We start from the raw sequence: 25,380 nt of genomic DNA on the forward strand, positions 1-25,380 counted from the left end.
CCGTGCTCAACGGCTTCACCGCGCTCGGCACGCCCATCACAGAGGTCGCAGGATAAATCTGTCCGGGGAAAGGGGAAGTCCGATCAGCAGCCGATTTGTGCAACAGAGCCGGCTCCGACCCGGAAATCCGCAGCACGCAATCCGGCGATAAGGTCGCGACCTTCCGCATGGCGACGGGAGAGCAGTGGAAGGATAAGGCCACCGGCGAAAAGAAAGAGCGCACCGAATGGCATACGGTTGTCGTGTGGGGCGCCCTCGCCGGAGTGGCTGAACGCTTCCTGCGCAAGGGCGGACGGGTGCTGGTCGAGGGGGCGCAGCGCACCCGCAAGTGGCAGGACCAGAGCGGCAACGACCGCTGGACGACCGAGGTGGTTCTGTCAGGGTTCAGCGCCCGCCTCGACGTGATCGACTGGCCCGATGGGGCCGGGGGCAGCACCGGAGCGGCGCGCGGCCAGGACGAGGCCTATAGCCGCGACAGCATGCCGCCCGGGCCCGCCGACATTGACGACGAAATCCCGTTTTGACGGAGGCGCGCGTGTCAGACGACTGGAAAGGCGAACACCTCATCAGCGCCAAGGGCAACGCCAGCAACCGCCGGGCGGAGCATTCCCGGCTGGCGAATGTCGTTGGCAAGATCAACGGCTACCAGCCGCCGCTGCGCCAGCGCAAAGCGCACGGCGCGTTCGTGAAATCCGCGATCCGCGGTGCAGGAGGGCGTCCGCGATGACCACTGATCGCACCCGCCGCCGCCGCGCGCTGGACGCCATGCGGAGCCTTGTCGCTGCCTATGGGTGGCAGGAAGAAAGCCTGCTGGTCGATCACGCCGCCGAAGTCCTCGGCGGTGGCGACGCGGCCCGGAGCCTCGCGCAGGCGGTATTCGACAAGCACTACAAGATCATGGGGGCGAACTGATGCAGTATCGCGCGCGCTGGCAGGACGGCACCTTGCGGCTGCTCACCAACAGCCCGCCCGATCTGGCCGAGGGCGAGGTCGTCATCGTGACCGTCGAGCGCGGGCGCAGCATGGCGAGCCACCGGCACCAGTTTGCATGGATCAACGACGCATGGCTCAACCTGCCCGAGCACGAGGCCATGCAGCCCTATGCCGAGACGGCGGAAACCCTGCGCAAGCACGCCCTGATCGCCTGCGGCTACCACCAGACCTACACCTTAGACTGCGGCGGCAATGCGACCGCGCAGCGCGTCAAGCAGGCGCTGGTGACGGCAGAGGCAGGCAAGCACGGCTATGCCATCGGGCGCGTGCGCGGGCCGGTGGTGACGATCTGGACGCCGGAAAGCCAGTCCGTCCGCGCGATGGGCGGTGATCGGTTCCGGGAGAGCAAAAACGCCATCCTCGACTGGATCGCGGCGAAGCTTGGCGTGCCGCCCGACGAACTGCGCAGCCGCGCAGCCTGACGCCCCCCGCCGCCCCGCGCGGGCGGCCATCCCGAACGACAGTCCACCTAACCCGCGAGGCCGCCATGCACCCGACCCAACCCGAGCACCACCCGCTGCCGCTGGACGAGGCGCTGACCGAAGGGCAGGAGCCGGTGGCGTGGGCTGAGATGTTCAAAAGCGGAAAGGTCGCGTCCGTGCGTCGGTTGCGTGATGAGTACCGAACAGTTCCCCTCTATGCCCATCCCGCCAACCCCGCCCCGGCGCTGGACCCGGGCTGGCAGCCCATCGAGACCGCGCCGATGGATGGGTCGAGCTTCTTGGCATGGTATCCTACCCCGCCGATGTGCGTGGATGCGTGGGACGTGCGCAGAACATGGTGGGCCCCGGAAGATGGGCGGTGGGATACTACTGATATGACGGTTGATCCCCATGACCCAGAGGCCCCCACCCACTGGACGCCGCTGCCCGCCCCTCCCCGCAGCGATATGGGCGCGTGATGTGGCAGCGTATCCGTTGTGCTCTGGGGCAACATGCCATGAAGCTGCACGCCACAGACTCGTCATGCAAATGGACGCACAAGGGGGTGGTCACAAGCCACGTCCACCTATCCTTCTATGTGTGCACCATCTGTGGGCGGCGGATGGCGCGGGCTGGCGAGGATGGGGATCTGAACCACTCCGCGGTCGGGGCTTATATCGACCGTTGGCGCACCGCCGGGGCCTTGCCCGCGACAGCCGTGCTTCAGACGGTTCGCAGGGCGGCAGAACTGCATGTAATTTACGGAGGGCGTGATGGCTGAACCCGTGATGGCTGACCCCATGCGCATCCTGATCGGCTGCGAAACCTCGGGCGTCATGCGCCGCGCCTTCGCCGCGCGCGGACATGACGTGTGGTCCTGCGACCTGCTGCCCGCCGAGGACGGCAGCAACCGGCACATCCGCGGCGACGTCCGCGATCACTTGGGCGACGGGTGGGATCTGCTGGTGGTGGCGCACCCGCCCTGCACCCGCCTCTGTAATAGCGGCGTCCGCTGGCTCAAAGAGCCGTCAAAAAAGCTTCCGCCGACTTACCCCGACCACGAACGCGAAGCTTTCGCTCGCATGTCGCGGGATGAGCGGCTGGCGTTCCTATGGTTCGATCTGGAGCGTGGGGTTGATCTTTTCGCGGCCTGCTGGCGGGCGCCAATCCCGCGTGTGGCGGTGGAAAACCCGATAATGAATCCATATGCAACAGTGCGGCTGCCGGCTGACCTGCCCAAGCCGCAGATCGTGCAGCCGTGGTGGTTCGGTGAGCCATTCTTCAAGGCGACGGGATTCTACCTGCGCGGCCTGCCGCCGCTGGCGCCGACGTGCCGTTTGACCCCACCCCGGCCGGGCACCGAGGAGCACAAACGCTGGTCGGCCGTCCACCGCGCGCCGCCCGGGCCGGACCGCTGGCGGTTCCGGTCGCGCACGTTCGCGGGCGTGGCCGACGCCTGCGCCGACCAGTGGGGCGGGTGGGCTGAGAAGGAGGCCGCGCATGGATAGCGCCGCAGAGCTGTCCAGCGCGGGCGCGAGGAGGGAGGGGTAGATGAGCCGCAGCAGGTTTCGCCAGTCCGACGTGACGCGCGCCATCAAGGGGGCCCTTGAAGGCGGCATGACGGTTGCCCGTTGCGAAATCACCGCTGATGGGTCCATCGTCATCACAACGGAGTCGGCGGCTAGTGCGCAAGCCGACCCATTTGAGGCGTGGAGGGCCAGAAAGGGTGCGCGTCGTGCTGAAAGGCCTGCATAAAGTCAGCCGCCGCTTGGCGGATGGCAGCGCGCGCCTGCATTACTACGCATGGCGGGGCGGCCCGCGTATGGATGCCGCGCCCGGGACACCGGAATTCGTTTCCGAGTTCCGGCGGCTCACGGCAGATCGGGACGATCACGCAAAGCGATACGAGGGCCAGTTTCAGCAGATCATCAACGACTACCAGCGCAGCCCCGCCTTCCTCGATCTCGCCAGGTCTACCCGGGACGGGTACAAGCGCCGCATCCGCAAAATCGAGGCGGAATATGGGGATATGCCGGTTGGCGCCATCGCAAGCCCGGCGTTCCGAGGCGACATACTCGACTGGCGAGACGGCATGGCGGTCAAGGGCGCGCGGGAGGCAGATTATACCTTCGCGGTGCTGGCCCGGATCTTGTCGTGGGCGCATGACCGCAGGCGCATACCGATCAACCCGGCAGAGAGGCCCGGCAGGCTCTCGCGCGGCAGCCGCGCGCACATCGTCTGGACTGAGGCGGAGGTCAGCGCATTTTTCGCCGTCGCCCCGCCACATGTGGCCCTGCCGTTTCGCATCGCCCTCGATACCGGCCAGCGTGAGGGCGACATCCTGCGGCTGACATGGGCAGCCTATGACGGATCACGGATCATGGTGCGGCAAAGCAAGACCGGCACACATCTGGCGATCCCAACCACCACAGACCTGCGGTCACATCTGGACGCCGCTAAGGCAAGCCGCGGCACTGCGCTGACGATCTGCACCACATCCCGCGGCAGACCCTGGACGCTGGACGGCTATCAGACCAGCTTCGCCAAAGCGCGGGCGGCTGCCGGGATCGAGGGGCGAACATTCCACGATTCCCGCGGCACGGCGGTCCTCCGGCTGGCGCAGGCGGGGTGCAGCATCCCCGAAATTTACGCCATCACCGGACACGACCCAAAGTCAGCCGAGGCGATCCTTGCCAAGCACTATCTCAGCCGCGATGCGACGCTGGCAGAGTCGGCGATCCGAAAGCTGGACGAGCACAAGACCGGAACGCAAACTGTAAACGGTGGTGTAAACGGGTCCATCGAGGCAGGTTGCCACGCAGAAAAAGAACCCAAGAAATCAAAGGGAAGTTGTGGTGGCGAGGGGGGGACTCGAACCCCCGACCCCGTGATTATGAGTCACGTGCTCTAACCTGCTGAGCTACCTAGCCACTGGTGGCTGCTACGTAGTGAAGCGATGCAGGGGCGTCAAGGGAAAAAGGCGCGCGGCTTGACAGGCGGCGCGGGGGCGGGCGAGCCTTGCTGCGGGCGGCTCGGCAGGGGGCTGGCGATGCGCGGGGGAATGGTGCTGATGGCGGTCCTGGCGCTGGCGGGGTGCCTTGGCCGGCATCCTGCGGGCGACGGCATCGCGCGGCTGCTGGCAGGCCGCACCGTGGCCTTCGACCTGCCCGAATCCCTGCACGGCACCGGGGCGAAGGCGGAAACCCAGACCTGGCGGGCGGACGGGACGACGACCTACGGTTTCCGCCCCTGGCTGGTGCCGCAGAGCCTGAGCCCGCGCGAGGGACGCTGGTGGGTCGAGGGCAACCGCTATTGCCAGACCTTCGCCCCCCGCCCCGACCGGGGCGTGCCGACCTGCTATCACCTGCGCGTCACCGAAGAGGGGCGGCGGATCGAATTCGACGCGATCCGGGACAGCCTGATCGTGATCTTCGACCTCAGCCGGGCGGGGCGGTTCGTGGATTAGGCCCCCTGCCACGCGGATGGCCGGGTGGAGAGGGCGGAAGCGCGCCGCGCGGGGATATTTAAGGACAGAAAGCGCAGAACGGTCGGCCGAGAGCAGACCCTTGTCCACCTTCCATCCCAAGGCATCCCCCCAGGGGCGCCGCCCCGCCTATTCGGCCGCAGCGCTTTGCGGTTCGACCAGCGCCACGAGATCCAGCATGATCCGGTTCAGCTCGAAATCCTTCGGCGTATAGACCGCGGCCACGCCAAGGGCGCGCAGGTGGTCGGCGTCGTCCTCGGGGATGATGCCGCCCACGGTGACGGGGATATGGCCGAGGCCCGCGACGCGCATCCGGTCCATCACCTCGGTGATCAGGGGAATATGGCTGCCCGAGAGGATGGACAGCCCCACGACATGCGCCTGCTGTTCCGCCGCCGCGGCGACGATTTCGGCGGGCGTCAGGCGGATGCCTTCGTAATGGATGTCCATCCCGCAGTCGCGGGCGCGCGCCGCGATCTGTTCGGCGCCGTTGGAATGGCCGTCGAGCCCCGGCTTGCCGACCAGGAACTTCAGCCGCCGGCCGAGGCGGGTGGACACCGCATCGACCGCCTCGCGGATCGGCTCCAGCCCCTCGGTGCGGTTCGACGGGCTGCGGGATACGCCCGTGGGGCCGCGGTACTGGCCGAAGGCGGCGCGCACCATGTCGCCCCATTCGCCGGTGGTGGCCCCGGCCCTGGCGGCGGCGATGGAGGCCGGCATGATGTTTTCCCCCGACAGCGCGGCCGCGCGCAACCTGTCCAGCGCGGCCGTCACCGCCGTTTCGTCGCGCGCGGCGCGCCAGGCCTGCAACCGGGCGATCTGGTCGCGTTCGGCGGCCTCGTCCACCACCATGATCGCGCCGTCGCCGGTGGTCAGCGGCGAGGGTTCGGTCTGGGTGAAGCGGTTGACGCCCACCACCACGGTCTCGCCCCCCTCGATCCGCCCGATGCGTTCGGCGTTCGACTCGACCAGCCGGCCCTTCATGTATTCGATCGCCGCGACCGCCCCGCCCATGGCGTCGATCTGGCGCAGTTCGGCGCGCGCGCCTTCCTTCAGTTCGGCCACCTTGCGGTCCACCGCCGGGTTGCCGTCGAAAAGGTCGTCGTATTCCAGCAGGTCGGTTTCATAGGCGAGGATCTGCTGCATCCGCAGCGACCATTGCTGGTCCCATGGCCGCGGCAGGCCGAGCGCCTCGTTCCACGCCGGCAGCTGCACCGCCCGGGCGCGGGCCTTTTTCGACAGCGTGACCGCCAGCATCTCGATCAGGATGCGGTAGACGTTGTTTTCCGGCTGCGGTTCCGTCAGGCCGAGGCTGTTCACCTGCACGCCATAGCGGAAGCGGCGGTATTTCGGATCCTCGACCCCATAGCGTTCGCGGCAGATTTCATCCCACAGGTCGCCGAAGGCGCGCATCTTGCACAGTTCGGTGACGAAGCGGATCCCGGCGTTCACGAAAAAGCTGATCCGCCCCACCATGTCGGGGAAATCCGCCGCCGGAACCTTGCCGCGCAGATCGTCCAGCACCGCCTGCGCGGTGGCCAGCGCATAGGCCAGTTCCTGTTCCGGCGTCGCCCCCGCCTCTTGCAGGTGATAGGAACAGACGTTCATCGGGTTCCATTTCGGCAGATGCTTCTGCGTATAGGCCGCAACGTCGGTGATCATCCGCAGCGACGGTTTCGGCGGGCAGATATAGGTGCCGCGCGACAGGTATTCCTTGATGATGTCGTTCTGCACCGTGCCTTGCAGCGCGGCGACATCCGCCCCCTGTTCCTCGGCCACCGCGATGTAGAGCGCCAGCAGCCACGGCGCCGTGGCGTTGATCGTCATCGAGGTGTTCATCTGTTCCAGCGGGATCGCGTCGAACAGCATCCGCATGTCGCCCAGATGGCTGACCGGCACGCCGACCTTGCCCACCTCGCCCCGGGCCAGTTCGTGGTCGCTGTCATAGCCCGTCTGCGTGGGCAGATCGAAGGCGACCGACAGGCCGGTCTGGCCTTTGGCAAGGTTCATGCGGTAGAGCGCGTTGGAGGCGGCCGCGGTCGAGTGCCCGGCATAGGTACGAAACAGCCAGGGCTTTTCCTTGCGCGGGGCGGGGGCGGGATCGGACATGGGCTCTCCTGACGGGCAAGCAACATTGTTACCTTCGACTGTAGATACCGGACATATTATGGCCCTGTCAATTCGCTGCGTTGCGGCATCCACGCCCGGGGGGCAGCGATGAGCGGGGTGGTGGCAATCCCGGTCTGGCTGCTGGCGCTGATCCTGGCCTTTGCCGCCGTCACCTTCGCCTCGCATTTCCTGTTCCCCTCGGTGCGCTGGTTCCTGCGGCGGCGGATGGAACGGGCGGTGGCGCGGATCAACCGGCGGCTGCAACGGCCGGTGGAGCCGTTCAAGCTGCTGGAACGCCATGACCGGGTGTTGCGGCTGGTCTACGACCCGCAGGTGCTGGCCGCCGCCGTGCGCCATGCCCGCGATACCGGCATGCCCGAAGAGGTCGCCCTGCAACGCGCCACCCGCTATGCGCGCGAAATCGTGCCGGGCTTTTCCGCCACGATCTATTTCGGCATCGCGGTGCGGCTGGCGCGCTGGCTCAGCCGGGTGCTGTACCGGGTGCAGGTGTTTTCCGCCGACAACCCGGCGCTGCGCGGCATCGACCCCGAGGCGACGGTGGTGTTCGTGATGAACCACCGCAGCAACATGGATTACGTGCTGGTCACATGGCTCGCCTCGCGCCGCATGACCCTTTCCTATGCGGTGGGCGAATGGGCGCGGGTCTGGCCGCTGAGCTTTCTCATCCGCGCGATGGGGGCCTATTTCATCCGGCGGCGCGACAACGATCCGCTCTACCGCAAGGTGCTGGAACGCTATGTGCAGATGGCAACGGCAGAGGGCGTGGCGCAGGCGATCTTTCCCGAAGGCGGGCTCAGCCTCGACGGGCGGGTGGGCGCGCCGCGGTTGGGGCTGATCGGCTATATCCACGACGGTTTCGCGCGCGGCGGCGGGCGGGACGTGGTGTTCGTGCCCGTGGGCCTCAGCTACGACCGCGTGCTGGAGGATCGCCTGCTGACCGAGGCCGCCGCCACCGGCCAGCGCCGGTTCCGCGCCCGGCCCTGGACGATCGCGCGGTTCGTCGGGCGGATGGCATGGCGGGGCCTGCGCGGGCGGTTCGGCGGTTTCGGCACGGTGGGGGTCAGCTTCGGCACGCCCGTTTCGCTGCGCCGGCTGCTGGCCGAGGCGCCGGGGACGGATGTGGCCGCGCTGGCCGACCGGCTGATGGCGGGGGTGCGCCGCGTGGTGCCGGTGCTGCCGGTGCCGCTGGTCGCCGCCGCCATCGCCGGGGCGGGGCCCGGGGGGCTGACGGAAACCGCGCTGCCCGAAACCCTCGCCGCCCTGCGCGACCGCCTGCGCACGCAGGGCGCCACCCTCGCCGTGGGGATGGAGGATACCGCCACGCTGGCCGCCGCGGCGCTGCGCCCGCTGGTGTCGCGCGGGATCGTCACCCGGCAGGACGGGCGCCTGCTGGCCGCGCCGGGGGCCGGGGCGCTGCTGGCCTTTCATGCCGCGCCGGTGCTGCAACATCTGCAAGAGGCGTGACCCTGCGGCAGATCATGCTGCAACTGCAGGGTTATAATCTTTCAACCTCACAATCATGTCTGTTGCATTATTACGCGCAGGAATTTATCCATCGGCATAGGCACCCACGATTCTGCGGTGCGGCACCGTTCCTGACCGGAGGCCCCGATGGCACTCGATACGCAACAGGGCATCGTCGCCTATGACGCGCCCAAGAAAGACCTCTACGAGATCGGCGAGATGCCGCCCCTCGGCCATGTGCCCAAACAGATGTACGCCTGGGCGATCCGGCGCGAGCGGCATGGCGAACCCGACAAGTCGTTTCAGGTCGAGGTCGTCGACACCTGGAAGATCGACAGCAACGAGGTGCTGGTCCTGGTGATGGCCGCCGGCGTCAACTACAACGGCGTCTGGGCCGGGCTCGGCGTGCCGATCAGCCCCTTCGACGGCCACAAGCAGCCCTACCACATCGCCGGATCCGATGCCGCGGGCATCGTCTGGGCCGTGGGCGACAAGGTGAAACGCTGGAAGGTGGGCGACGAGGTGGTCGTGCACTGCAACCAGGACGACGGCGACGACGAGGAATGCAACGGCGGCGACCCGATGTTTTCGCCCAGCCAACGCATCTGGGGATATGAAACCCCCGATGGCAGCTTCGCCCAGTTCACCCGCGTGCAAGCGCAGCAGCTGATGCCCCGCCCCCGGCATCTGACGTGGGAAGAATCGGCCTGCTACACCCTGACGCTCGCCACCGCCTACCGGATGCTCTTCGGCCACGAACCCCATGACCTGAAACCCGGCCAGAACGTGCTGGTCTGGGGCGCGTCGGGCGGGCTCGGGTCTTTCGCGATCCAGTTGGCGAATACCGCCGGGGCGAATGCGATCGGGGTGATTTCCGACGAATCGAAGCGCGATTTCGTCATGGGCCTCGGCGCCAAGGGCGTGATCAACCGCAACGAGTTCAAATGCTGGGGCCAGCTGCCCAAGGTCAACAGCGAGGAATACAACATCTGGCTGAAAGAGGCGCGCAAGTTCGGCAAGGCGATCTGGGACATCACCGGCAAGGGCGTCAGCGTCGACATGGTGTTCGAACATCCCGGCGAGGCGACCTTCCCCGTGTCCACCCTCGTGTGCAAGAAGGGCGGCATGGTGGTGATCTGCGCCGGCACCAGCGGGTTCAACTGCACCTTCGACGTGCGCTACATGTGGATGCACCAGAAACGCCTGCAAGGCAGCCATTTCGCCCATCTGAAACAGGCGAGCGCGGCGAACAAGCTGATGTGCGAACGCCGGCTGGACCCCTGCATGTCAGAGGTCTTTCCCTGGGCCCAGATCCCCGAGGCGCATACGCTGATGCTGCGCAACAGGCACAAGCCGGGCAACATGGCGGTGCTGGTGCAGGCCCCGCGCGCCGGCCTGCGCACCTTCGAGGACACGCTGGAGGCCAGCCGCGCCTGACCGCGCCCGGCCTTCCCTGCCCCGCCGCGCGCGCCCGCGGCGGGCATCTTCTTGCAGAACCTGCCCCATTTTCTGTCCGGAAATATCCCCGCCGGAGGCGCAGCCATCCGCCCCGGCCATCGGGTCGAAAATCTTCCCCGCTTGAGCCAAATCAAGGCGCGCGAGCCGGTTTCCTGCCAGCGTCGCCCCATAACCGGGCGCGAACGGGAGGGATTCGGGATGATGATGGAACGCTTGCGCAACCTGCTGTACCGCTGGCGCAGCCTCGACGAACTCGACAAGCTGGGGGAACGCGAACTGGCCGATCTGGGCCTGTCGCGCTATGAACTGGAAGAGCTTGTCACCATGTCGCCCGAGGTGCCCGAGCGGATGGCGCGCATGGCCGCCGTTTTCGGCCTGACGGTCGAGGACATCCGCGCCCTGCGCAACGAATACCTCGAACTGCTGGAAAACTGCGGCCATTGCGACGCGGTGGGGCAATGCCGGCACATGCTCGACGCCGGCACCGCACAGCCCGGCAATGTCGGCTTCTGCCCCAACGCGGCATTCTACCGCGCAAAGGCCGCCCGCCCCGAGGGCTGAGCCGATTTCCACATGACGCGCCCGGCCCCCCGTGATACGGGGGGCCGATGACCGATATTCCGTCGAAGCAGGACATTCTCGACTGGCTCGCCGCGCATCCGACCGAAAGCGGGCGGCGCGACATCGCGCGCGCCTTCGGCATCAAGGGCGCGGCGCGGGCCGACCTGCGCCGGCTGCTGAACGAGATGGCCGAGGAAGGCGCGCTGGCCCGCCGCAAGCGCAGCTACCGCGAGGCCGAACGCCTGCCCCCCGTCAGCGTGCTGGAGGTGACGGGCCCCGACGATCAGGGCGACCTGTTCGCCCGGCCCATGCAATGGGCAGGCACCGGCCCCGCGCCGCGCATCCTGATGATCCCCCGGCAGGGCGACCCCGCGCTCGGCCGCGGCGACAAGGTGCTGGCCCGGCTGACAGAGGTCGAGGGCGACGGCCACAGCCATGAGGGCCGCCTGATCCGCCGCATCGGCGGCGGGGGCGAACGCATCCTCGGCATCTTCCGCAAGGGGCCCGAGGGCGGGCGCATCCTGCCCATCGACAAGGGCGAGGACAAGGAATGGCTCGTCCCCGCCGACGCGACCGAGGGCGCGAAGGATGGCGAACTGGTCGAGGCCGAACGCGCCGGGCCCAAGGGCCGCATGGGCCTGCCGCGCGCGCGCATCGTGGCGCGCCTCGGCGATCCGGCGGCGCCGCGCGCGGTGTCGCTGATCGCCATCCATCAGCACGGCATCCCCGATGTCTTTCCCGACGCCGCGCTGGCAGAGGCCGAAGCCGCCGGCCCCGCGCCTTTGGGCGAGCGCGAGGATCTGCGCCACCTGCCGCTCGTCACCATCGACCCCGCCGATGCCCGCGACCGCGACGATGCGGTCTGGGCCCATGCCGATGACGATGCGACGAACCCCGGCGGGCATGTGATCTGGGTCGCCATCGCCGATGTCGCCCATTACGTCCGCCCCGGGTCCGCGCTGGACCGCGAGGCGCGGCGGCGCGGCAATTCCACCTATTTCCCCGACCGCGTGGTGCCGATGCTGCCCGACCGGCTGTCGGGCGATCTGTGTTCGCTGCACGAAGGGGTGGACCGGCCCTGCATGGCCGTGCGCATGAAGATCGACGCGCAGGGGCAGAAGCTGTCGCACCGCTTTACCCGCGGGATGATGAAATCCGCCGCCGCGCTGGCCTATGAAGAGGTGCAGGCCGCGCAGGACGGCGCGCCCACAGACCGCACCGCACCGCTGATGGCAGAGGTCATCGCGCCGCTTTACGCCGCCTATGCCGCGCTGACCCGTGCCCGCAGCCTGCGCCAGCCGCTGGATCTGGACCTGCCGGAACGGCGGATCGAACTGTCGCAGGACGGCCGCGTGGTATCGGTCGCCTTCCGCGAACGGTTCGACGCGCATCGGCTGATCGAGGAATTCATGGTGCTGGCCAATGTCGCCGCCGCCGAGGAACTCGAACGCCTGCGCCGCCCGCTTCTGTACCGCGTGCACGAGGAACCGAGCCCCGAGAAACTCGACGCGCTGCGCGAGGTGGCAGAGGCATCGGGCTTCACGCTGGCCAAGGGGCAGGTGCTCAGGACCGCGCATCTGAACAGCCTTCTGGCGCAGGCCGAGGGCACGGATTTCGACGAATTGCTGAACATCTCGACCCTGCGGTCGATGACGCAGGCATACTACCACGCGCAGAACCTCGGCCATTTCGGGCTGGCCTTGCGCAGCTACGCACATTTCACCTCGCCCATCCGGCGGTATTCCGACCTGATCGTGCACCGCGCGCTGATCCTCGGGCACGGTTGGGGCGATGACGGGCTGTCGGCGCAGGACATGGAACAGCTGGAAGAAACCGCCAAGCTGATTTCCGATACCGAACGGCGCAGCATGGCCGCCGAACGCGACACGACCGACCGTTATCTGGCCGCCTGGCTGTCGGAACGGGTGGGGCATGAATTCGCCGGCCGGATTTCCGGGGTACAGCGGTTCGGCCTGTTCGTGAAGCTGGACGAAAGCGGGGCGGACGGGCTGATCCCCATCCGCTCCATCGGGCGCGAGTTCTTCCATTTCGACCCCGACAGCCAGACGCTGATGGGGGCGGACACGGGCCTGACGCTCGGCATCGGCCAGCGCGTCACCGTCCGGCTGGCAGAGGCCGTGCCGCTGACCGGGGGCCTGACGCTCGACCTGCTGGAGGTCGAGGATCGCGGGCTTCCCGGCGGCCGGCCCGCGAAACGGGGCCGCACCCCGGGGCGCAAGGCGGGCAAGGCCGCAAAGGCCGCCGCCAAGTCGCGCAAGGTGCTGCGGCGGCGCAAGTAACCGCCGGCCCGACGCGCGGCCCTTTGCGGGCCGCCCGTTTCACGCTAGACTGCCGCAAAACGAAAAACGGGCAGAGGCAATCGGGTAGCGTCATGCGGCAATGGATCATGCTTACAGGGCTTTCGGCGGCCATGCTGCCGGTGGGATGCGGTTTCGCGGGGCCGACGGTGGAAAGCTCACCCCGCCCCATGCCGCGCGCGCAGGTGACGCCGGCCAGCCTGCCCGCGGCCCCCAACCCCGGCTTCGACCGTTGGGTGCAGGGCTTCCGCCCCCGCGCGCTGGCGCAGGGGATCAGCCCGGCGACCTTCGACCGTGCGCTGGCGATCGCCTGGTACGACCCCGAGATCATCGCCCGCGACCGCAGGCAGGCCGAATTCACCAAGACGATCTGGGAATATCTCGACAGCGCGGTGTCCGACACGCGCATCGCCAACGGGCAGAAGGCGCTGGCCGAACATGGCCGGGTGCTGACCCAGATCGAGGCGCGCTATGGCGTGGACAAAGAGGTCGTGGCCGCCGTCTGGGGGCTGGAAAGCGCCTATGGCGCCCATCGCGGCACCACGCTGATCATCCCGGCGCTGGCCACGCTGGCCTATGACGGGCGGCGCGGCGCGTTCTTTGAAGAACAGCTGATCGCGGCGCTGAAGATCCTTCAGGCCGGCGACACCGACCCGCGCCACATGACCGGAAGCTGGGCCGGCGCGATGGGTCATACCCAGTTCATCCCGACCTCCTATCTGGCCTATGCGGTGGATTTCACCGGCGACGGGCGGCGCGACATCTGGTCGGACAACCCGGCCGATGCGCTCGCCTCCACCGCCGCCTATCTGGCGCGGCACGGCTGGACGAAGGGCCAGCCCTGGGGGGTCGAGGTCACGTTGCCCCGCGGTTTCAACTATGCGCTGGCGGGCAAGAAGACGAAGAAATCCGTGGCCGACTGGCAGGCGCTCGGCGTGCGCACGGCGGCGGGCGGGCGGCTGCCGGACCATGGCGCGGCCTCGATCCTGCTGCCGGCGGGGGCGCGGGGCGTGGCGCTGATGATCTTCGGCAACTTCTCGGTCATCGGGCGGTACAACAACGCCGACAGCTATATCATCGGCGTGGGCCATCTGTCCGACCGGCTGAAGGGCGGGGGCGCCTTCCGCACCCCCTGGCCCCGCGGCGACCGCGCGCTGGTGGCGGAGGAACGGAAGGAATTGCAGGAACGCCTGACCCGTGCGGGCTATGACACCGGCGGGGCGGACGGCAAGATCGGCCCCAACACGCTTGCCGCCATCGCGCGCTATCAGGCGGCGGCCGGGCTGGTGCCGGACGGCTATCCCTCGCTCGATCTGCTGAACCGGCTGCGGTAGGGCGGGGGTATTCAGCCCGCCGCCGGGCCGGGCGGGGCAACTCCACCGGCATCGCGGCGGCGAAGGCACGCGCCTTCGCCAGCCACAGCGGCGGGTTGACGGTCGATCGCCCTACACAGGCCAATCCGGCTTGCGCTTGTCCAGGAAGGCGCAGATGCCCTCGTCGGTGTCGCGCAGCATCATGTTCTCGGCCATCACCCGGCCGGCATAGGCATAGGCCCCGGCCGTATCCATCGCGGCCTGTTCGTAGAACGCCTGCTTGCCGATCCGCACCGCCGCCCCCAGCTTGCCCGCCACGCTCCGCGCCAGACCGGCCGTTTCCTCCGACAGGCCCTTGGCAGGCACGACGCGGTTGACAAGGCCGAGCGCCAGCGCCCGGTCGGCGTCGATGAAGGCGCCGGTGGTCAGCATCTCGAACGCCGACTTGCGCGGGATGTTGCGGGTCAGCGCCACCATGGGGGTGGAACAGAAAAGCCCGATGTTCACCCCGTTCACCCCGAACCGCGTGCCTTCGGCCGCCACGGCCATGTCGCAGCTGGCGACCAGCTGGCACCCCGCGGCGGTGGCGATGCCGTGGACCTCGGCGATCACCGGCTGCGGCAGGCGGGGGATCGCCTGCATGACGGCGGCGGCGCGGGCGAACAACTCGCTGAACCACGCCCGCCCGCCATCGGCGGACCGGCGCGCGGCCTGCATCTCGCGCAGGTCATGACCGGCGCAGAAGGCCTTGCCCTCGCCCCGCAGCACCACGGCGCGGATTGCGGTGTCGCCCTCCAGCCGGGCAAAGGCCTCGGCCAGCGCCGCCAGCATCGGCACGGACAGCGCGTTCAGCGTTGCCGGCGCCGTCATCGTCAGGGTCGCCACCGCGCCCTCGTCACGTCGCGTCAGAAGGGTCTGTGTCATCTTGCCACCATCCAGCTTTGCGGAAAGCATAGCAAAGCACAGGCAAAGGGAAAGATAATGACTTCGGCACTGGCGATGGATATCGAGGGGCTGCATGCCTTCATGGCGCGCGAGTTCGGGCAGGTGGCCGGGGATCTGCGGGTGGAGTCGCTGACGCCGGACGGGCTGCACCTGCGGCTTGTCGTGGACGACCGCCACCTGCGCCCGGGCGGCACGGTGTCGGGGCCGACGATCTTCATGCTGGCGGATGTGGCCTTCTACCTTGCGATCCTGTCGCGGATCGGGCCGGTGGCGCTGGCGGTGACGACGGGATGCAGCATCGACTTCATGCGCAAACCCGCCGCCGGCCGCCCCCTGATCGCCGAGGCGCGGCTGCTGAAACTGGGCCGCGTGCTGGCGGTGGGCGACGTGCTGGTCCATTCCGAGGGCACCCCCGCCCCGGTGGCGCGCGCCGGGATGACCTATTCGATCCCGCCCGCGCGGGGCTGAGGGGCGGGGCGGGCCCCGTCCTGCGGCCATCGCCCCTTTCGCGCGCCCGGTGCCCGTGGCTGCTGTCGGCAGCCTCCGGCGGGAGTATTTGGGAAAAGGTGAAGCCCCTTCGCCGCAGGGATCCGCCGCCCGCCTTTCACCGTGATCCAAATATCCCCGCCGGAGGCTCCCGCCCCCTCCACCGGCAATCCGGCCGGGCGGGTGCGCACCATCGCCGCCAGACCGTGGGCGGCGTTTGCTACGGCCTGCGTCCATCTGCCCGCGCCCGGCAGGGAAAGGACAACGCGACCACTCAACCGGGAGCAACCACAGCCCCTGCGTCCGCAGGCCGGGGCTTACCCCGGTCTGGCGGCCCGCGGCGCGATCCCGCCTTTGCCGGCGGGAACGGGCGTCACGCGGTGGGGGGATCCTCGGCCGGGGGCTCGGCCGCCGGGGGCTCTGCTGCCGGGGGTTCGGGTTCTGCGGCCTCGGGCGGGGGCAATTGCGGGACGGGGCGGCTGAAATTGCCCTGCACCTGCGCCCCCGATTCGATCAGCAGCACCTCTGCCATCACATCGGCATCGAGCTGCGCCGCCGCGCGCAGCGTCAGGCGGACGGTCGAGACCTCGCCCTTGATCCGCCCGCGCACCTCGACCTGACCGGCAGTGACCTTGCCCGACACCTCGCCGTCATGGCCGATCAGCACCGACTGCGCCGTCACCTCGCCGTCGATGATGCCATGCACCTCGATCAGCCCCTCGCTGGCGACGATGCCGGTCACGCGCAGGTCGGCGGCCAGCACCGACCGCTGCCCCGTCACGCCGTGCCCCGTGCCATGCCCCGCACCGGCACCCCCCGCCGTCCCCTGCCCCGCGGGCGGCACACGTTCATCCTGCGACCTCGAAAACATCCTGACTCCTCCGGGCGCGCCCGGCGCCCCTATCCGGCGGCCCGAAGGCCATCGCCGGCGATTGAGCGGCACCAGCCCGCCACGGTCAAGCCCTTAGCGGCGCCTGCGGCAAGAACGGCGGCCCGTTGGGCGCCACTCCGCCGGGGTGGGCGGGGTTGACATGCCGCGCGGGCCGGCGGACGGTGCCCCGGGGCACGGAGGACAGCATGCCACGCAAGGACCGTATCGACCTGACCGGCGCCGTTGTGCTGGCCTCGCTTTCCATCATCTTCGCCTTCAACCAGATCTCGATCAAGTACATCAACGACGGATTCCAGCCGATCTTCGGCGCGGCGCTGCGGTCTGTCCTTGCGGCGGGGTGCATCTGGCTGTGGATGCGCGCGCGCGGGCATTCGACCGCGATCGCGCCGGGGACGGTGCGGCTCGGCCTCCTGCTCGGGCTGGTCTATGCGGCGGAGTTCGTCTGCATCTTCCTGTCGCTCGACCATACCACGGTGACGCGGGGCACGGTGATCCTTTACACCATGCCGATGTGGATGGCGCTGATCGCCCATTTCGTGATCCCGGGCGAACGGATGACCCCGCGCAAGGCAGCGGGGCTGGCGCTGGCCTTTGGCGGCATGGCGCTGGCGGTGATCGACCCCGAACGCGGCGCGGGCGGGGGCAGCATCGCGGGCGATGCGCTGATGCTGGGGGGCGCGCTTCTGTGGGCCTGCCTGACGCTGCTCAGCCGCACGGCGGGCGCGCGGGGGATGTCGTCGGAAATGCAGGTGCTGTGGATGCAGGCGGTGTCGGTGCCGGTGCTGCTGGTGGCGTCCTTCGCCTTCGGCCCGTTCCTGCGCGACCCCACGGTGGGGGAAATCGGCTGGCTGGTCTTCGCCGCGGTGGTCGTGGTCGCGGGCGGATTCATGATCTGGTTTTCCATGCTGGCGATCTATCCCGCCTCGGGGGTGGCGAGCTTCACCTTCCTCACCCCCGTTCTGGGGCTGGTGCTGGCCTGGGCGATGCTGGGCGAACCGCTGAGCCTTGCGCTGATCGCGGGCGGTGCGCTGGTGCTGGCGGGGCTGGTGCTGGTGAACCGGCCCGGGCGTCAGGTGCCGCAGAAGGTGCGCCGGACGACCTGATCCGCCAGCGGCGCTGTGCGGAAGGGGCTGTCGGGCGGGGCGCCGAAAGGGTCCGCCAGCGCGGCATGCAGCCGGTGGAAGGGGGCGAAATCGCCCGCCACGGCGGCGGTGATCGCCTCTTGCACCCGGTGGTTGCGGGGAATGACGGCGGGGTTCGCCGCGGCCATGCGCGCCTCAGCCCCCTCCATGCCGCCGGGTTCCTGCGCCAGCCGCGCCTGCCAGCCCCCGGCCCAGGCGTCGAAAGCCGCACCGGCCACGAATTCGTCGCGCGCGGTGCCCTCTGCCAGCCCGCGGAAGGCGCGGGTGAAATCGGCCTCTTCCGCCGCCATCAGATCGAGGAGGCCACCGATCAGATCCTCGTCCTCTGCCCGCGCCGCGGCGAGCCCGATCTTGGCCCCGAACCGGGCCAGCCATTCGGCCTGATAGATCCCGGCGAAGGCATGCACCGCCTCTGTCGCCAGCGCCACGGCGCGGGTCTCGTCCGGGTCGATCAGCGGCAGGAGGCAGCTTGCCAGTTGCGCCATGTTCCAGACCGCGATCTGCGGCTGGTTCGACCAGGCATAGCGGCCGTAACTGTCGATCGAGGAAAACACCCGGTCCGGGTGGAACACGTCCATGAAGGCGCAGGGGCCATAGTCGATCGTCAGCCCGCCGACATGGGCGTTGTCGGTGTTCATCACCCCGTGGATGAACCCCAGGGCCATCCACTGCGCCACCAGCCGCGCCTGCGCCGCCACCGCCGCCTGCAACAGGCCGAGCGCGCCTTCCGCCCCGGGGTGGTGGCGGGCGATGGCCATATCGGTCAGCAGGCGCAGCGCCTCGGTATCCCCGCGGGCGGCGAAATACTGGAAGGTGCCGACCCGGATATGCGAGGACGCCACCCGGCACAGCACCGCGCCGGGCAGCCGGCCTTCCTCGCGCCAGACGGGCTCGCCGGTGGTGACGGCGGCCAGCGCCCGCGTGGTGGGCACGCCGAGCGCCGCCATCGCCTCCGACGCCAGATATTCGCGCAGCACCGGGCCGAGCCAGGCCCGCCCGTCGCCCATGCGCGAAAACGGCGTGCGGCCCGCGCCCTTCAGCTGGATATCCCACCGCCGGCCGTCGGGGCCGAGGATTTCGCCCAGAAGGATCGCGCGGCCATCGCCCAATTGCGGCACCCATCCGCCGAACTGGTGCCCGGCATAGGCCTGCGCCAGCGGGTCGGCGCCCTTGGGGATGCGGTTGCCGGCAAAGACCTCGACCCATTCGGGGCGGGACAGTTCGGCTGGGTCGAGCCCCATTTCCGCCGCCAGCGCGGCGTTGACCGCCACCAGCCCCGGCACCGCCACCGGCGTGGGATGCTGGCGGGCATAGAACCGTTCCGGCAGGCGGGCATAGCTGTTGTCGAACCGCATCGGCACCCCGCTACGGGCCCTCGGCCGGGCCCCTATCCTGCATACGCCCGCAAGGGCGCGGTGTCACGGGCGGGGGGCGGCTATCCGCCGACGAACTCGTCGCGCGCATAGCCCTGGATGTACAGCAGCGCCGTCAGGTCGCCGTGGTTCACCCGCACCTCGCATTGCGCCGCGACCGCGGGCTTGGCGTGCAACGCCACCCCGGTGCCCGCCAGATGCAGCATGCCCAGATCATTCGCCCCGTCGCCCACCGCGATGGCCTCTGCCGGGGTGATGCCCAGGCGGGCGGTGAATTCCTCCAGCGCGGCGACCTTGGCGGCGCGGCCCAGGATCGGCTCGGCCACCCGGCCGGTCAACGCGCCGCCTTCGGCCAGCAGCGTGTTGGCGCGATGCGCGTCGAAGCCCAGATGCGCCGCCACCGCCGTGGTGAAGGCGGTGAACCCGCCGGATACCAGCAGCGCATAGCCGCCCTGCGCCTTCATCGTCGCGATCAGTTCGGCGCCCCCGGGGGTATAGGTGATACGCTCGGCCAGCACCTGCGCGATCACCGTTTCCGGCAACCCCGCCAGCAGGCCGACACGTTCCCGCAACGCGCCCTCGAAATCCAGCTCGCCATTCATCGCCCGCGCGGTGATCGCCGCCACCCGCGGCCCGACGCCCGCCAGATCGGCCAGTTCGTCGATGCATTCCTGCCCGATCATGGTGCTGTCCATGTCGGCGATCAGCAGCCGCTTGCGCCGCCCCTCTGCCCGCTGGACGATCAGGTCCACGCCGCGGGCCTGCAACGCCTCCCACACCTGCCAGCGGTTTTCCGGGATCGCGGGCAGCGGAAATTCCGCCGCCTCGCCCGGCGCCAGCCAGCGCAGCGCGCCGCCGCCCCAGGCATTGCGCAGCGATTCGGCGGTGGCGGGGTCGAGTTGGCCCCGGGCGGGCGCGGTCAGAAGCGTGGCGACGAACATGGGCAGGTCCGGTTGAGGGCTATCCGGGGCCATTTAGCGGCAATCCGCCGGGTTGGCCAGCGGCCACCGGCACCCCCGTTGACAGCCGCAGCCCGACCGCCGCATGGCCCGGGGTCAGGGCGCGAGCCCCGAGCTACAGCATCCGCAGAAGGAATCGCGCCATGAAGCTTGCCCTCACCCTTGCCGCCGCGCTGACCCTGCCCGCCGCGGCCCATGCCGCCGTCTCGGGCTTTCACGACAGCGCCGCGCAGATCGCCACCCTGTTGCAGTCCGAGGCGGTCGCGGACGCCCTGCGCCAGATGCCCGTGACGCAGGTCGAGCTGGAACGCACCCTCCCCGACGGCGTGCTGGTGTGGGAGGTCGAAGGCCCCGGCTGTTCCGTCGATGTCCGGCTGAAACCCCTGCCCCCGCAGGGCCCCGGCAGGACCACCTATGAAATCACCGGCATCGGCCCCTGCGACTGACCCTGCGGCGAACTGGCCCGCCCCGCAGATCGCCCTTGCGATTCTGCGGTAACAGGCGTATCCGCGATTTCGGGACACCCCTCCCCAACGAGGGGCGTTTATCTGGAAGGATACCATGACTGACGCCAAGACCCCGGCCGCGCGGCCGGCCAATCCGCGTTTCTCTTCTGGCCCCTGCGCCAAGATCCCCGGCTTTTCCTATGACCTGCTCGTCGACGCGCCGCTCGGCCGGTCGCATCGTGCCGCCGTCGGCAAGGCAAAGCTGAAAGAGGCGATCGACCTTACCCGCGAGATTCTGGGCGTGCCGGCGGACTACCGCATCGGCATCGTGCCCGGGTCCGACACCGGGGCGGTGGAAATGGCGCTCTGGTCGCTGCTTGGCGCCCGGCCGGTGGAAATGCTGGCCTGGGAAAGCTTTGGCGAAGGCTGGGTCACCGATGTGGTGAAGCAACTCAAGCTCGACGCGACCGTCCGCAAGGCCCCCTATGGCGAAATCGTGGATTTCGCCACGGTCGATTTCGACAAGGATGTGGTCTTCACCTGGAACGGCACCACCTCTGGCGTGCGGGTGCCGAATGGCGACAAGATCCCCGCGAACCGCACCGGGCTGACGATCTGCGACGCCACCAGCGCCGCCTTCGCGATGGACCTGCCGTGGGACAAGCTCGATGTCGTCACCTTCTCGTGGCAGAAGGTCCTGGGCGGCGAGGGCGCGCACGGGATGCTGATCCTGTCGCCGCGCGCGGTGGAACGGCTGGAAAGCCATACCCCCGCCTGGCCGCTGCCCAAGATCTTCCGCATGACCAAGGGCGGCAAGCTGATCGAGGGCATCTTCCAGGGCGAGACCATCAACACCCCCTCGATGATGGCGGTCGAGGATTACCTCGTCGCGCTGAAATGGGCGAAATCGGTGGGCGGGCTCAAGGGCCTGATCGCCCGGGCCGAGGCCAGCGCGGGCGCGGTGGCCGAATTCGTCGCCGCCCATGACTGGATCGAGAATCTCGCCAAGGACCCCGCGACGGCCTCGACCACCTCGGTCTGCCTGCGCTTCACCGATCCGCGCATCACCGACGGCGCCGCCTTCGCCAAGGCGGTGGCCAAGCGGCTGGAAAAGGAAGGCGTGGCGCTGGACGTGGGCGCCTATCGCGACGCCCCCCCCGGCCTGCGCATCTGGTGCGGCTCGACCGTCGAGACCGCCGATGTGAAGGCGCTGATGCCCTGGATCGAATGGGCGTTCGAGGCGGAAATCGCCGCGCTCTGACCCTTTCGCGACAGCCCCGGCCCCGCAGGCCGGGGCTTGCGTCCCCCCTTTCCACGAAGGAGCCCGACATGGCCCCCCGCGTTCTCGTTTCCGACGAACTTTCCGAAACCGCCGTCCAGATCTTCCGCGACCGTGGCGTCGAGGTCGACTACATGCCGAAGCTCGGCAAGGACAAGGAAAAGCTGGCAGAGATCATCGACCAGTATGACGGCCTCGCCATCCGTTCGGCCACGAAGGTGACCGAAAAGCTGCTGGAAAAGGCCACCAACCTCAAGGTCGTCGGCCGCGCCGGGATCGGCGTGGACAACGTGGATATCCCCGCCGCCTCCAAGCGCGGCGTGATCGTGATGAACACGCCCTTCGGCAACTCGATCACCACCGCCGAACATGCGATCGCCATGATGTTCGCCATTGCCCGGCAACTGCCCGAGGCCAGCGCCTCTACCCATGCCGGAAAGTGGGAAAAGTCCAAGTTCATGGGGGTCGAGCTGTTCAACAAGACCCTCGGCGTGATCGGGGCGGGCAACATCGGCGGCATCGTCTGCGACCGCGCGGTGGGGCTCAAGATGAAGGTCGTGGCCTATGACCCCTTCCTGTCGGAAGAACGGGCGAAACAACTGGGTGTGACCAAGGTCGAACTGGATGAATTGCTGGCCAAGGCCGATTTCATCACCCTGCATGTGCCGCTGACCGACAAGACCCGCAACATCCTGTCGCGCGAAAACCTTGCCAAGACCAAGAAGGGCGTGCGCATCATCAACTGCGCCCGCGGCGGTCTGGTGGACGAGGCGGCGCTGAAGGATGCGCTGGATTCGGGCCATGTCGCCGGCGCCGCGCTCGATGTGTTCGAGGTCGAGCCGGCGACCGAAAACGTCCTTTTCGGCCATCCCAATGTCGTCTGCACCCCGCATCTGGGCGCCTCGACCACCGAGGCGCAGGAAAACGTGGCGCTGCAGGTGGCCGAACAGATTTCCGACTACCTGCTGTCGGGTGCGGTGCAGAACGCGCTCAACATGCCCTCCGTCACCGCCGAGGAAGCCGCGGTGATGGGCCCGTGGCTGAAGCTGGCCGGCCATATCGGCGCCTTCATCGGCCAGATGACCGAAGAGCCGATCAAGGCCATCAACATCCTTTACGATGGCGCGGTGTCCGGCATGAACCTGCAGGCGCTGAACGCCGCCGTCATCGGCGGCGTGATGAAGGCGGCGAACCCCGAGGTCAACATGGTCTCCGCCCCGGTTCTGGCCAAGGAACGCGGCATCCAGATCTCGACCACCCGACAGGACAAGTCGGGCGTGTTCGACGCCTTCGTCAAGGTGACGATGATCACCGACAAGCGCGAACGGTCGGTGGCGGGCACCTGTTTTTCGGACGGCAAGCCGCGGTTCATCCAGATCAAGGGCATCAACATCGACGCCGAGGTCGGTGAGCACATGCTCTACACCACCAACGAGGACGTGCCGGGCATCATCGGGCTTCTGGGCGGCACGCTCGGCAAGCACGGGGTGAACATCGCCAACTTCACGCTCGGCCGCTCGGCCGTGGGCAAGGATGCGATCGCACTTTTGTACCTCGACCAGCCGATCGCCCCCGCGGTGGTGGCGGAACTGGAGGCGACGGGCAAGTTCCAGCAGGTCAAGCCGCTGGAATTCGACGGCGCCTGAGACGGACAAAGGGGGCGGCGGGCCGGCCGCCGCCCCTTTCTGACTGGAGGCGATCATGCGCAGCTATGTGATCGGCGATATCCACGGCCATCTGGATCTTCTGCAACGCGCGCATGACCGCATTGCCGCCGACCGCCGCGCGGTGGGCGACGATGCCGCGCCGGTGATCCATCTGGGCGATCTGGTGGACCGCGGCCCCGACAGCCCGGGGGTGATCGACTTCCTGCTGGAAGGCGCCGCCGCGGGCGCGCCCTGGGTGGTGCTGAAGGGCAACCACGACCGGCTGTTCACGGGCTTTCTCGACGATCCGAAACGGCAGGACGCGGGGCTGCGCGCGGAACTCAGCTACCTGCACCCCAAGATCGGCGGGGCGCAGACGCTGGCCTCTTACGGGGTGCGCGCGGCGGGGGACCGGCCGGTGGCCCCCGTCCATGCCGAGGCGCGGGCGGCCGTGCCCGCCGCCCACCGCGATTTCCTGACCGCCCTGCCCGCCATGCACCGGCATGGCGAGGTGCTGTTCGTCCATGCCGGCATCCGCCCCGGCGTCGCGCTGGCGAACCAGACCGAAACCGACCTGATCTGGATCCGCGAACCCTTCCTGTCCGACCCGCGCGATCATGGGGTTCTGGTGGTGCACGGGCATACCGCGCTCGACCGCGCCACGCATTACGGCAACCGCGTGAACCTCGATTCGGGGGCGGCCTATGGCGGGCCGCTGACCGCCGCGGTGATCGAGGGGCGCGATGTCTGGCTGTTGACCGAAGGCGGCCGCGTGGCGCTTAGGCCATAAGCGCCAGCCGCAGCAGGATCAGCGCGAAAAGCCCCGCCGTCACCCCCGCCAGCCGCCGCCGGTCGCGGGCGAAATCGGGGGCGCGGGCGAAATCGCCCACCGTGGCCAGCGTGGCGCCAAGGCCGGGGAACATCGCCCCCGACCGTTCCACCGCCCGCGCCCGCAACCGGAACAGCACGCGAAAGGCCAGCACGGCCCAAAGGGCAAAAACCACTCCGGTCGCGGTCAGCAGCAGCAGTTCCATTCCATCCTCTGCGCGGGGGTGCCCCGGCACCTTGCAGTTCCCGCGCCGCCCATGCAACAGTCGCGCGTCGGCATCCGCCCCGCCCGCAGCCATACCGCCGCCGGGCCGGGCCCCTGCCCCGACAACGCCGCCCGCAATGGGGCGGCCATTCCACGAGAGGTTTCACATGTCCCTGCGCATCAACGACATCGCCCCGAACTTCACCGCCAATTCGACCGAGGGGCAGATCACGCTGCACGACTGGATCGGCGACAGCTATGCCATCCTGTTCAGCCACCCGAAGGATTTCACGCCCGTCTGCACCACCGAATTCGGTGCCGTGGCGCAGCTTTCGGACGAATTCGCCAAGCGCAACACCAAGGTCGCCGGGATCTCTGTCGACCCGCTGGCGGAACACCTGCGCTGGAAGGCGGATATCGAGACCTATTCGGGCAAGCCCGTCACCTTCCCGATCTTCGCGGACGAGAATTTCGAGATCGCCAAGCTTTACGACATGCTGCCCGCCGATGCCGTGCTGCCCGACGGGCGCACGCCCGCGCATACCGCGACGGTGCGCACCACCTATATCATCGGGCCGGACAAGCGCATCCGGGTGATGCTGATCTATCCGATGTCGGTGGGGCGCAACTTTGCGGAAATCCTGCGCGCGCTGGATGCGGTGCGGGCGACCGACGGCGTGCCCTTCGCCACCCCGGCCGACTGGAAACTGGGCGATGACGTGATCATCGCGCTGTCGGTCTCGACCGAGGACGCCAGGGCCCGCTTCGGCGAGGTCGAGGTGGTCCTGCCCTACCTGCGCAAGATGAAAAGCCCGGCCTGATCTTAAGGCCGGTCGCCGACAGCACACCGTGCGGGCCGGGCGGGAACAGGAAACGCATCGCGTTTCCCCCGCCCGTTCGCGCGGGGGTGTCGTCAGGGACGGAGATGCCGGGCAACCCGGCCAGGCCAGCGCCTGCCCCGGCGGGCGAGAAGCGCCCGCCATGGGCGGGGCGGGCGCTGGCCGGGGGCTTGGGGCCCCCGGCCGGGGCAACTCCA

At 68.8% G+C, this 25,380-nt stretch carries 25 protein-coding genes, 1 tRNA gene and 1 pseudogene; 20 read left to right on the forward strand and 7 right to left on the reverse strand.

Features of this window, described 5'->3' with window-relative positions:
• Positions 1 to 95 precede the first annotated feature (95 nt).
• The 7 genes and pseudogenes from ssb to RGD00_RS20570 all read left to right on the forward strand — a co-directional run.
• Positions 96 to 524 (forward strand): single-stranded DNA-binding protein, encoded by a 429-nt coding sequence (gene ssb, locus RGD00_RS20540; RefSeq protein WP_310459116.1) that lies wholly within the window; start codon positions 96 to 98, stop codon positions 522 to 524.
• A gap of 11 nt (positions 525 to 535) precedes the next feature.
• Complete coding sequence (locus RGD00_RS20545) at positions 536 to 727, forward strand: hypothetical protein (RefSeq protein WP_310459117.1); 192 nt, start codon at positions 536 to 538, stop codon at positions 725 to 727.
• Positions 724 to 912 carry a hypothetical protein gene (locus tag RGD00_RS20550; RefSeq protein WP_310459118.1) on the forward strand — a complete coding sequence of 63 codons (189 nt, stop codon included), beginning with the start codon at positions 724 to 726 and terminating at the stop codon, positions 910 to 912. The genes RGD00_RS20545 and RGD00_RS20550 overlap by 4 nt, the downstream gene beginning before the upstream one ends.
• On the forward strand, positions 912 to 1,415 hold the full coding sequence (locus RGD00_RS20555; protein ID WP_310459119.1) for a hypothetical protein: 504 nt from the start codon (positions 912 to 914) through the stop codon (positions 1,413 to 1,415). The genes RGD00_RS20550 and RGD00_RS20555 overlap by 1 nt, the downstream gene beginning before the upstream one ends.
• Before the next feature lie 65 nt (positions 1,416 to 1,480).
• On the forward strand, positions 1,481 to 1,894 hold the full coding sequence (locus tag RGD00_RS20560) for a hypothetical protein (RefSeq protein WP_310459120.1): 414 nt from the start codon (positions 1,481 to 1,483) through the stop codon (positions 1,892 to 1,894).
• Positions 1,895 to 2,203: 309 nt separating this feature from the next.
• Positions 2,204 to 2,923 (forward strand): hypothetical protein, encoded by a 720-nt coding sequence (locus RGD00_RS20565; RefSeq protein WP_310459140.1) that lies wholly within the window; start codon positions 2,204 to 2,206, stop codon positions 2,921 to 2,923.
• 584 nt (positions 2,924 to 3,507) lie between these two features.
• Positions 3,508 to 4,074, forward strand: a pseudogene (locus tag RGD00_RS20570) (tyrosine-type recombinase/integrase); the annotation flags it as partial.
• A 194-nt stretch (positions 4,075 to 4,268) separates the two neighbouring features.
• Here the strand turns inward: RGD00_RS20570 and RGD00_RS20575 are convergent.
• Positions 4,269 to 4,345: transfer RNA gene (locus tag RGD00_RS20575), tRNA-Met, on the reverse strand.
• A 59-nt stretch (positions 4,346 to 4,404) separates the two neighbouring features.
• Here RGD00_RS20575 and RGD00_RS20580 point away from each other — a divergent pair.
• Complete coding sequence (locus tag RGD00_RS20580) at positions 4,405 to 4,881, forward strand: hypothetical protein (RefSeq protein WP_310459121.1); 477 nt, start codon at positions 4,405 to 4,407, stop codon at positions 4,879 to 4,881.
• A gap of 147 nt (positions 4,882 to 5,028) precedes the next feature.
• On the opposite strand, the gene RGD00_RS20585 is transcribed toward RGD00_RS20580, so the two are convergent.
• Positions 5,029 to 7,008, reverse strand: coding sequence for a protein meaA (locus RGD00_RS20585; RefSeq protein ID WP_310459122.1), 1,980 nt, complete (start codon positions 7,006 to 7,008; stop codon positions 5,029 to 5,031).
• A gap of 108 nt (positions 7,009 to 7,116) precedes the next feature.
• Here RGD00_RS20585 and RGD00_RS20590 point away from each other — a divergent pair, with 108 nt between their 5' ends.
• From RGD00_RS20590 to RGD00_RS20610, 5 genes are all read left to right on the forward strand, one after another.
• Positions 7,117 to 8,493, forward strand: a complete 1,377-nt coding sequence (locus RGD00_RS20590) for a 1-acyl-sn-glycerol-3-phosphate acyltransferase (RefSeq protein ID WP_310459123.1) — start codon at positions 7,117 to 7,119, stop codon at positions 8,491 to 8,493.
• A gap of 147 nt (positions 8,494 to 8,640) precedes the next feature.
• The gene (gene ccrA, locus RGD00_RS20595) at positions 8,641 to 9,930 is read left to right on the forward strand and encodes a crotonyl-CoA carboxylase/reductase (protein WP_310459124.1); all 1,290 of its coding nucleotides are present in this window, start codon (positions 8,641 to 8,643) and stop codon (positions 9,928 to 9,930) included.
• A gap of 219 nt (positions 9,931 to 10,149) precedes the next feature.
• On the forward strand, positions 10,150 to 10,512 hold the full coding sequence (locus RGD00_RS20600; protein ID WP_310459125.1) for a DUF1127 domain-containing protein: 363 nt from the start codon (positions 10,150 to 10,152) through the stop codon (positions 10,510 to 10,512).
• Positions 10,513 to 10,559: 47 nt separating this feature from the next.
• Positions 10,560 to 12,812 (forward strand): ribonuclease R, encoded by a 2,253-nt coding sequence (gene rnr, locus RGD00_RS20605; protein ID WP_310459126.1) that lies wholly within the window; start codon positions 10,560 to 10,562, stop codon positions 12,810 to 12,812.
• A 92-nt stretch (positions 12,813 to 12,904) separates the two neighbouring features.
• Complete coding sequence (locus tag RGD00_RS20610; RefSeq protein ID WP_310459127.1) at positions 12,905 to 14,164, forward strand: lytic murein transglycosylase; 1,260 nt, start codon at positions 12,905 to 12,907, stop codon at positions 14,162 to 14,164.
• A 111-nt stretch (positions 14,165 to 14,275) separates the two neighbouring features.
• Here the strand turns inward: RGD00_RS20610 and RGD00_RS20615 are convergent, their stop codons facing one another.
• On the reverse strand, positions 14,276 to 15,067 hold the full coding sequence (locus tag RGD00_RS20615; RefSeq protein WP_310459128.1) for an enoyl-CoA hydratase: 792 nt from the start codon (positions 15,065 to 15,067) through the stop codon (positions 14,276 to 14,278).
• A gap of 57 nt (positions 15,068 to 15,124) precedes the next feature.
• Between RGD00_RS20615 and RGD00_RS20620 the strand changes: the two genes are divergently transcribed.
• The gene (locus tag RGD00_RS20620; RefSeq protein WP_310459129.1) at positions 15,125 to 15,556 is read left to right on the forward strand and encodes a PaaI family thioesterase; all 432 of its coding nucleotides are present in this window, start codon (positions 15,125 to 15,127) and stop codon (positions 15,554 to 15,556) included.
• 391 nt (positions 15,557 to 15,947) lie between these two features.
• Here RGD00_RS20620 and RGD00_RS20625 read toward each other — a convergent pair whose 3' ends face one another.
• Positions 15,948 to 16,445, reverse strand: a complete 498-nt coding sequence (locus RGD00_RS20625; RefSeq protein WP_310459130.1) for a bactofilin family protein — start codon at positions 16,443 to 16,445, stop codon at positions 15,948 to 15,950.
• Between the two features lie 206 nt (positions 16,446 to 16,651).
• Here RGD00_RS20625 and RGD00_RS20630 point away from each other — a divergent pair, with 206 nt between their 5' ends.
• On the forward strand, positions 16,652 to 17,569 hold the full coding sequence (locus tag RGD00_RS20630; RefSeq protein WP_310459131.1) for a DMT family transporter: 918 nt from the start codon (positions 16,652 to 16,654) through the stop codon (positions 17,567 to 17,569).
• Here RGD00_RS20630 and RGD00_RS20635 read toward each other — a convergent pair.
• Both RGD00_RS20635 and serB read right to left on the reverse strand, forming a co-directional pair.
• Complete coding sequence (locus tag RGD00_RS20635) at positions 17,536 to 18,963, reverse strand: protein adenylyltransferase SelO (protein ID WP_310459132.1); 1,428 nt, start codon at positions 18,961 to 18,963, stop codon at positions 17,536 to 17,538. The genes RGD00_RS20630 and RGD00_RS20635 overlap by 34 nt on opposite strands.
• A gap of 80 nt (positions 18,964 to 19,043) precedes the next feature.
• Positions 19,044 to 19,922, reverse strand: a complete 879-nt coding sequence (gene serB, locus RGD00_RS20640; RefSeq protein ID WP_310459133.1) for a phosphoserine phosphatase SerB — start codon at positions 19,920 to 19,922, stop codon at positions 19,044 to 19,046.
• Positions 19,923 to 20,083: 161 nt separating this feature from the next.
• Here serB and RGD00_RS20645 point away from each other — a divergent pair, with 161 nt between their 5' ends.
• The 4 genes from RGD00_RS20645 (at position 20,084) to RGD00_RS20660 (ending at position 24,101) form a co-directional block, all read left to right on the forward strand.
• Positions 20,084 to 20,386, forward strand: a complete 303-nt coding sequence (locus tag RGD00_RS20645; RefSeq protein WP_310459134.1) for a PepSY domain-containing protein — start codon at positions 20,084 to 20,086, stop codon at positions 20,384 to 20,386.
• Between the two features lie 115 nt (positions 20,387 to 20,501).
• Positions 20,502 to 21,647 carry a phosphoserine transaminase gene (locus RGD00_RS20650; RefSeq protein WP_310459135.1) on the forward strand — a complete coding sequence of 382 codons (1,146 nt, stop codon included), beginning with the start codon at positions 20,502 to 20,504 and terminating at the stop codon, positions 21,645 to 21,647.
• Positions 21,648 to 21,715: 68 nt separating this feature from the next.
• Positions 21,716 to 23,311 carry a phosphoglycerate dehydrogenase gene (gene serA, locus RGD00_RS20655; RefSeq protein WP_310459136.1) on the forward strand — a complete coding sequence of 532 codons (1,596 nt, stop codon included), beginning with the start codon at positions 21,716 to 21,718 and terminating at the stop codon, positions 23,309 to 23,311.
• Between the two features lie 55 nt (positions 23,312 to 23,366).
• Positions 23,367 to 24,101, forward strand: coding sequence for a metallophosphoesterase (locus RGD00_RS20660; protein ID WP_310459137.1), 735 nt, complete (start codon positions 23,367 to 23,369; stop codon positions 24,099 to 24,101).
• On the opposite strand, the gene RGD00_RS20665 is transcribed toward RGD00_RS20660, so the two are convergent.
• Positions 24,091 to 24,345: a hypothetical protein gene (locus RGD00_RS20665; protein WP_310459138.1), complete on the reverse strand. Its 255-nt coding sequence runs from the start codon at positions 24,343 to 24,345 to the stop codon at positions 24,091 to 24,093. The genes RGD00_RS20660 and RGD00_RS20665 overlap by 11 nt on opposite strands.
• A gap of 166 nt (positions 24,346 to 24,511) precedes the next feature.
• On the opposite strand from RGD00_RS20665, the gene RGD00_RS20670 reads away from it, so the two are divergent.
• Positions 24,512 to 25,165: a peroxiredoxin gene (locus RGD00_RS20670; protein WP_310459139.1), complete on the forward strand. Its 654-nt coding sequence runs from the start codon at positions 24,512 to 24,514 to the stop codon at positions 25,163 to 25,165.
• Positions 25,166 to 25,380: the final 215 nt, after the last annotated feature.

Source organism: Ruixingdingia sedimenti (genome assembly GCF_031432425.1).
Classification (GTDB): domain Bacteria; phylum Pseudomonadota; class Alphaproteobacteria; order Rhodobacterales; family Rhodobacteraceae; genus Ruixingdingia; species Ruixingdingia sedimenti.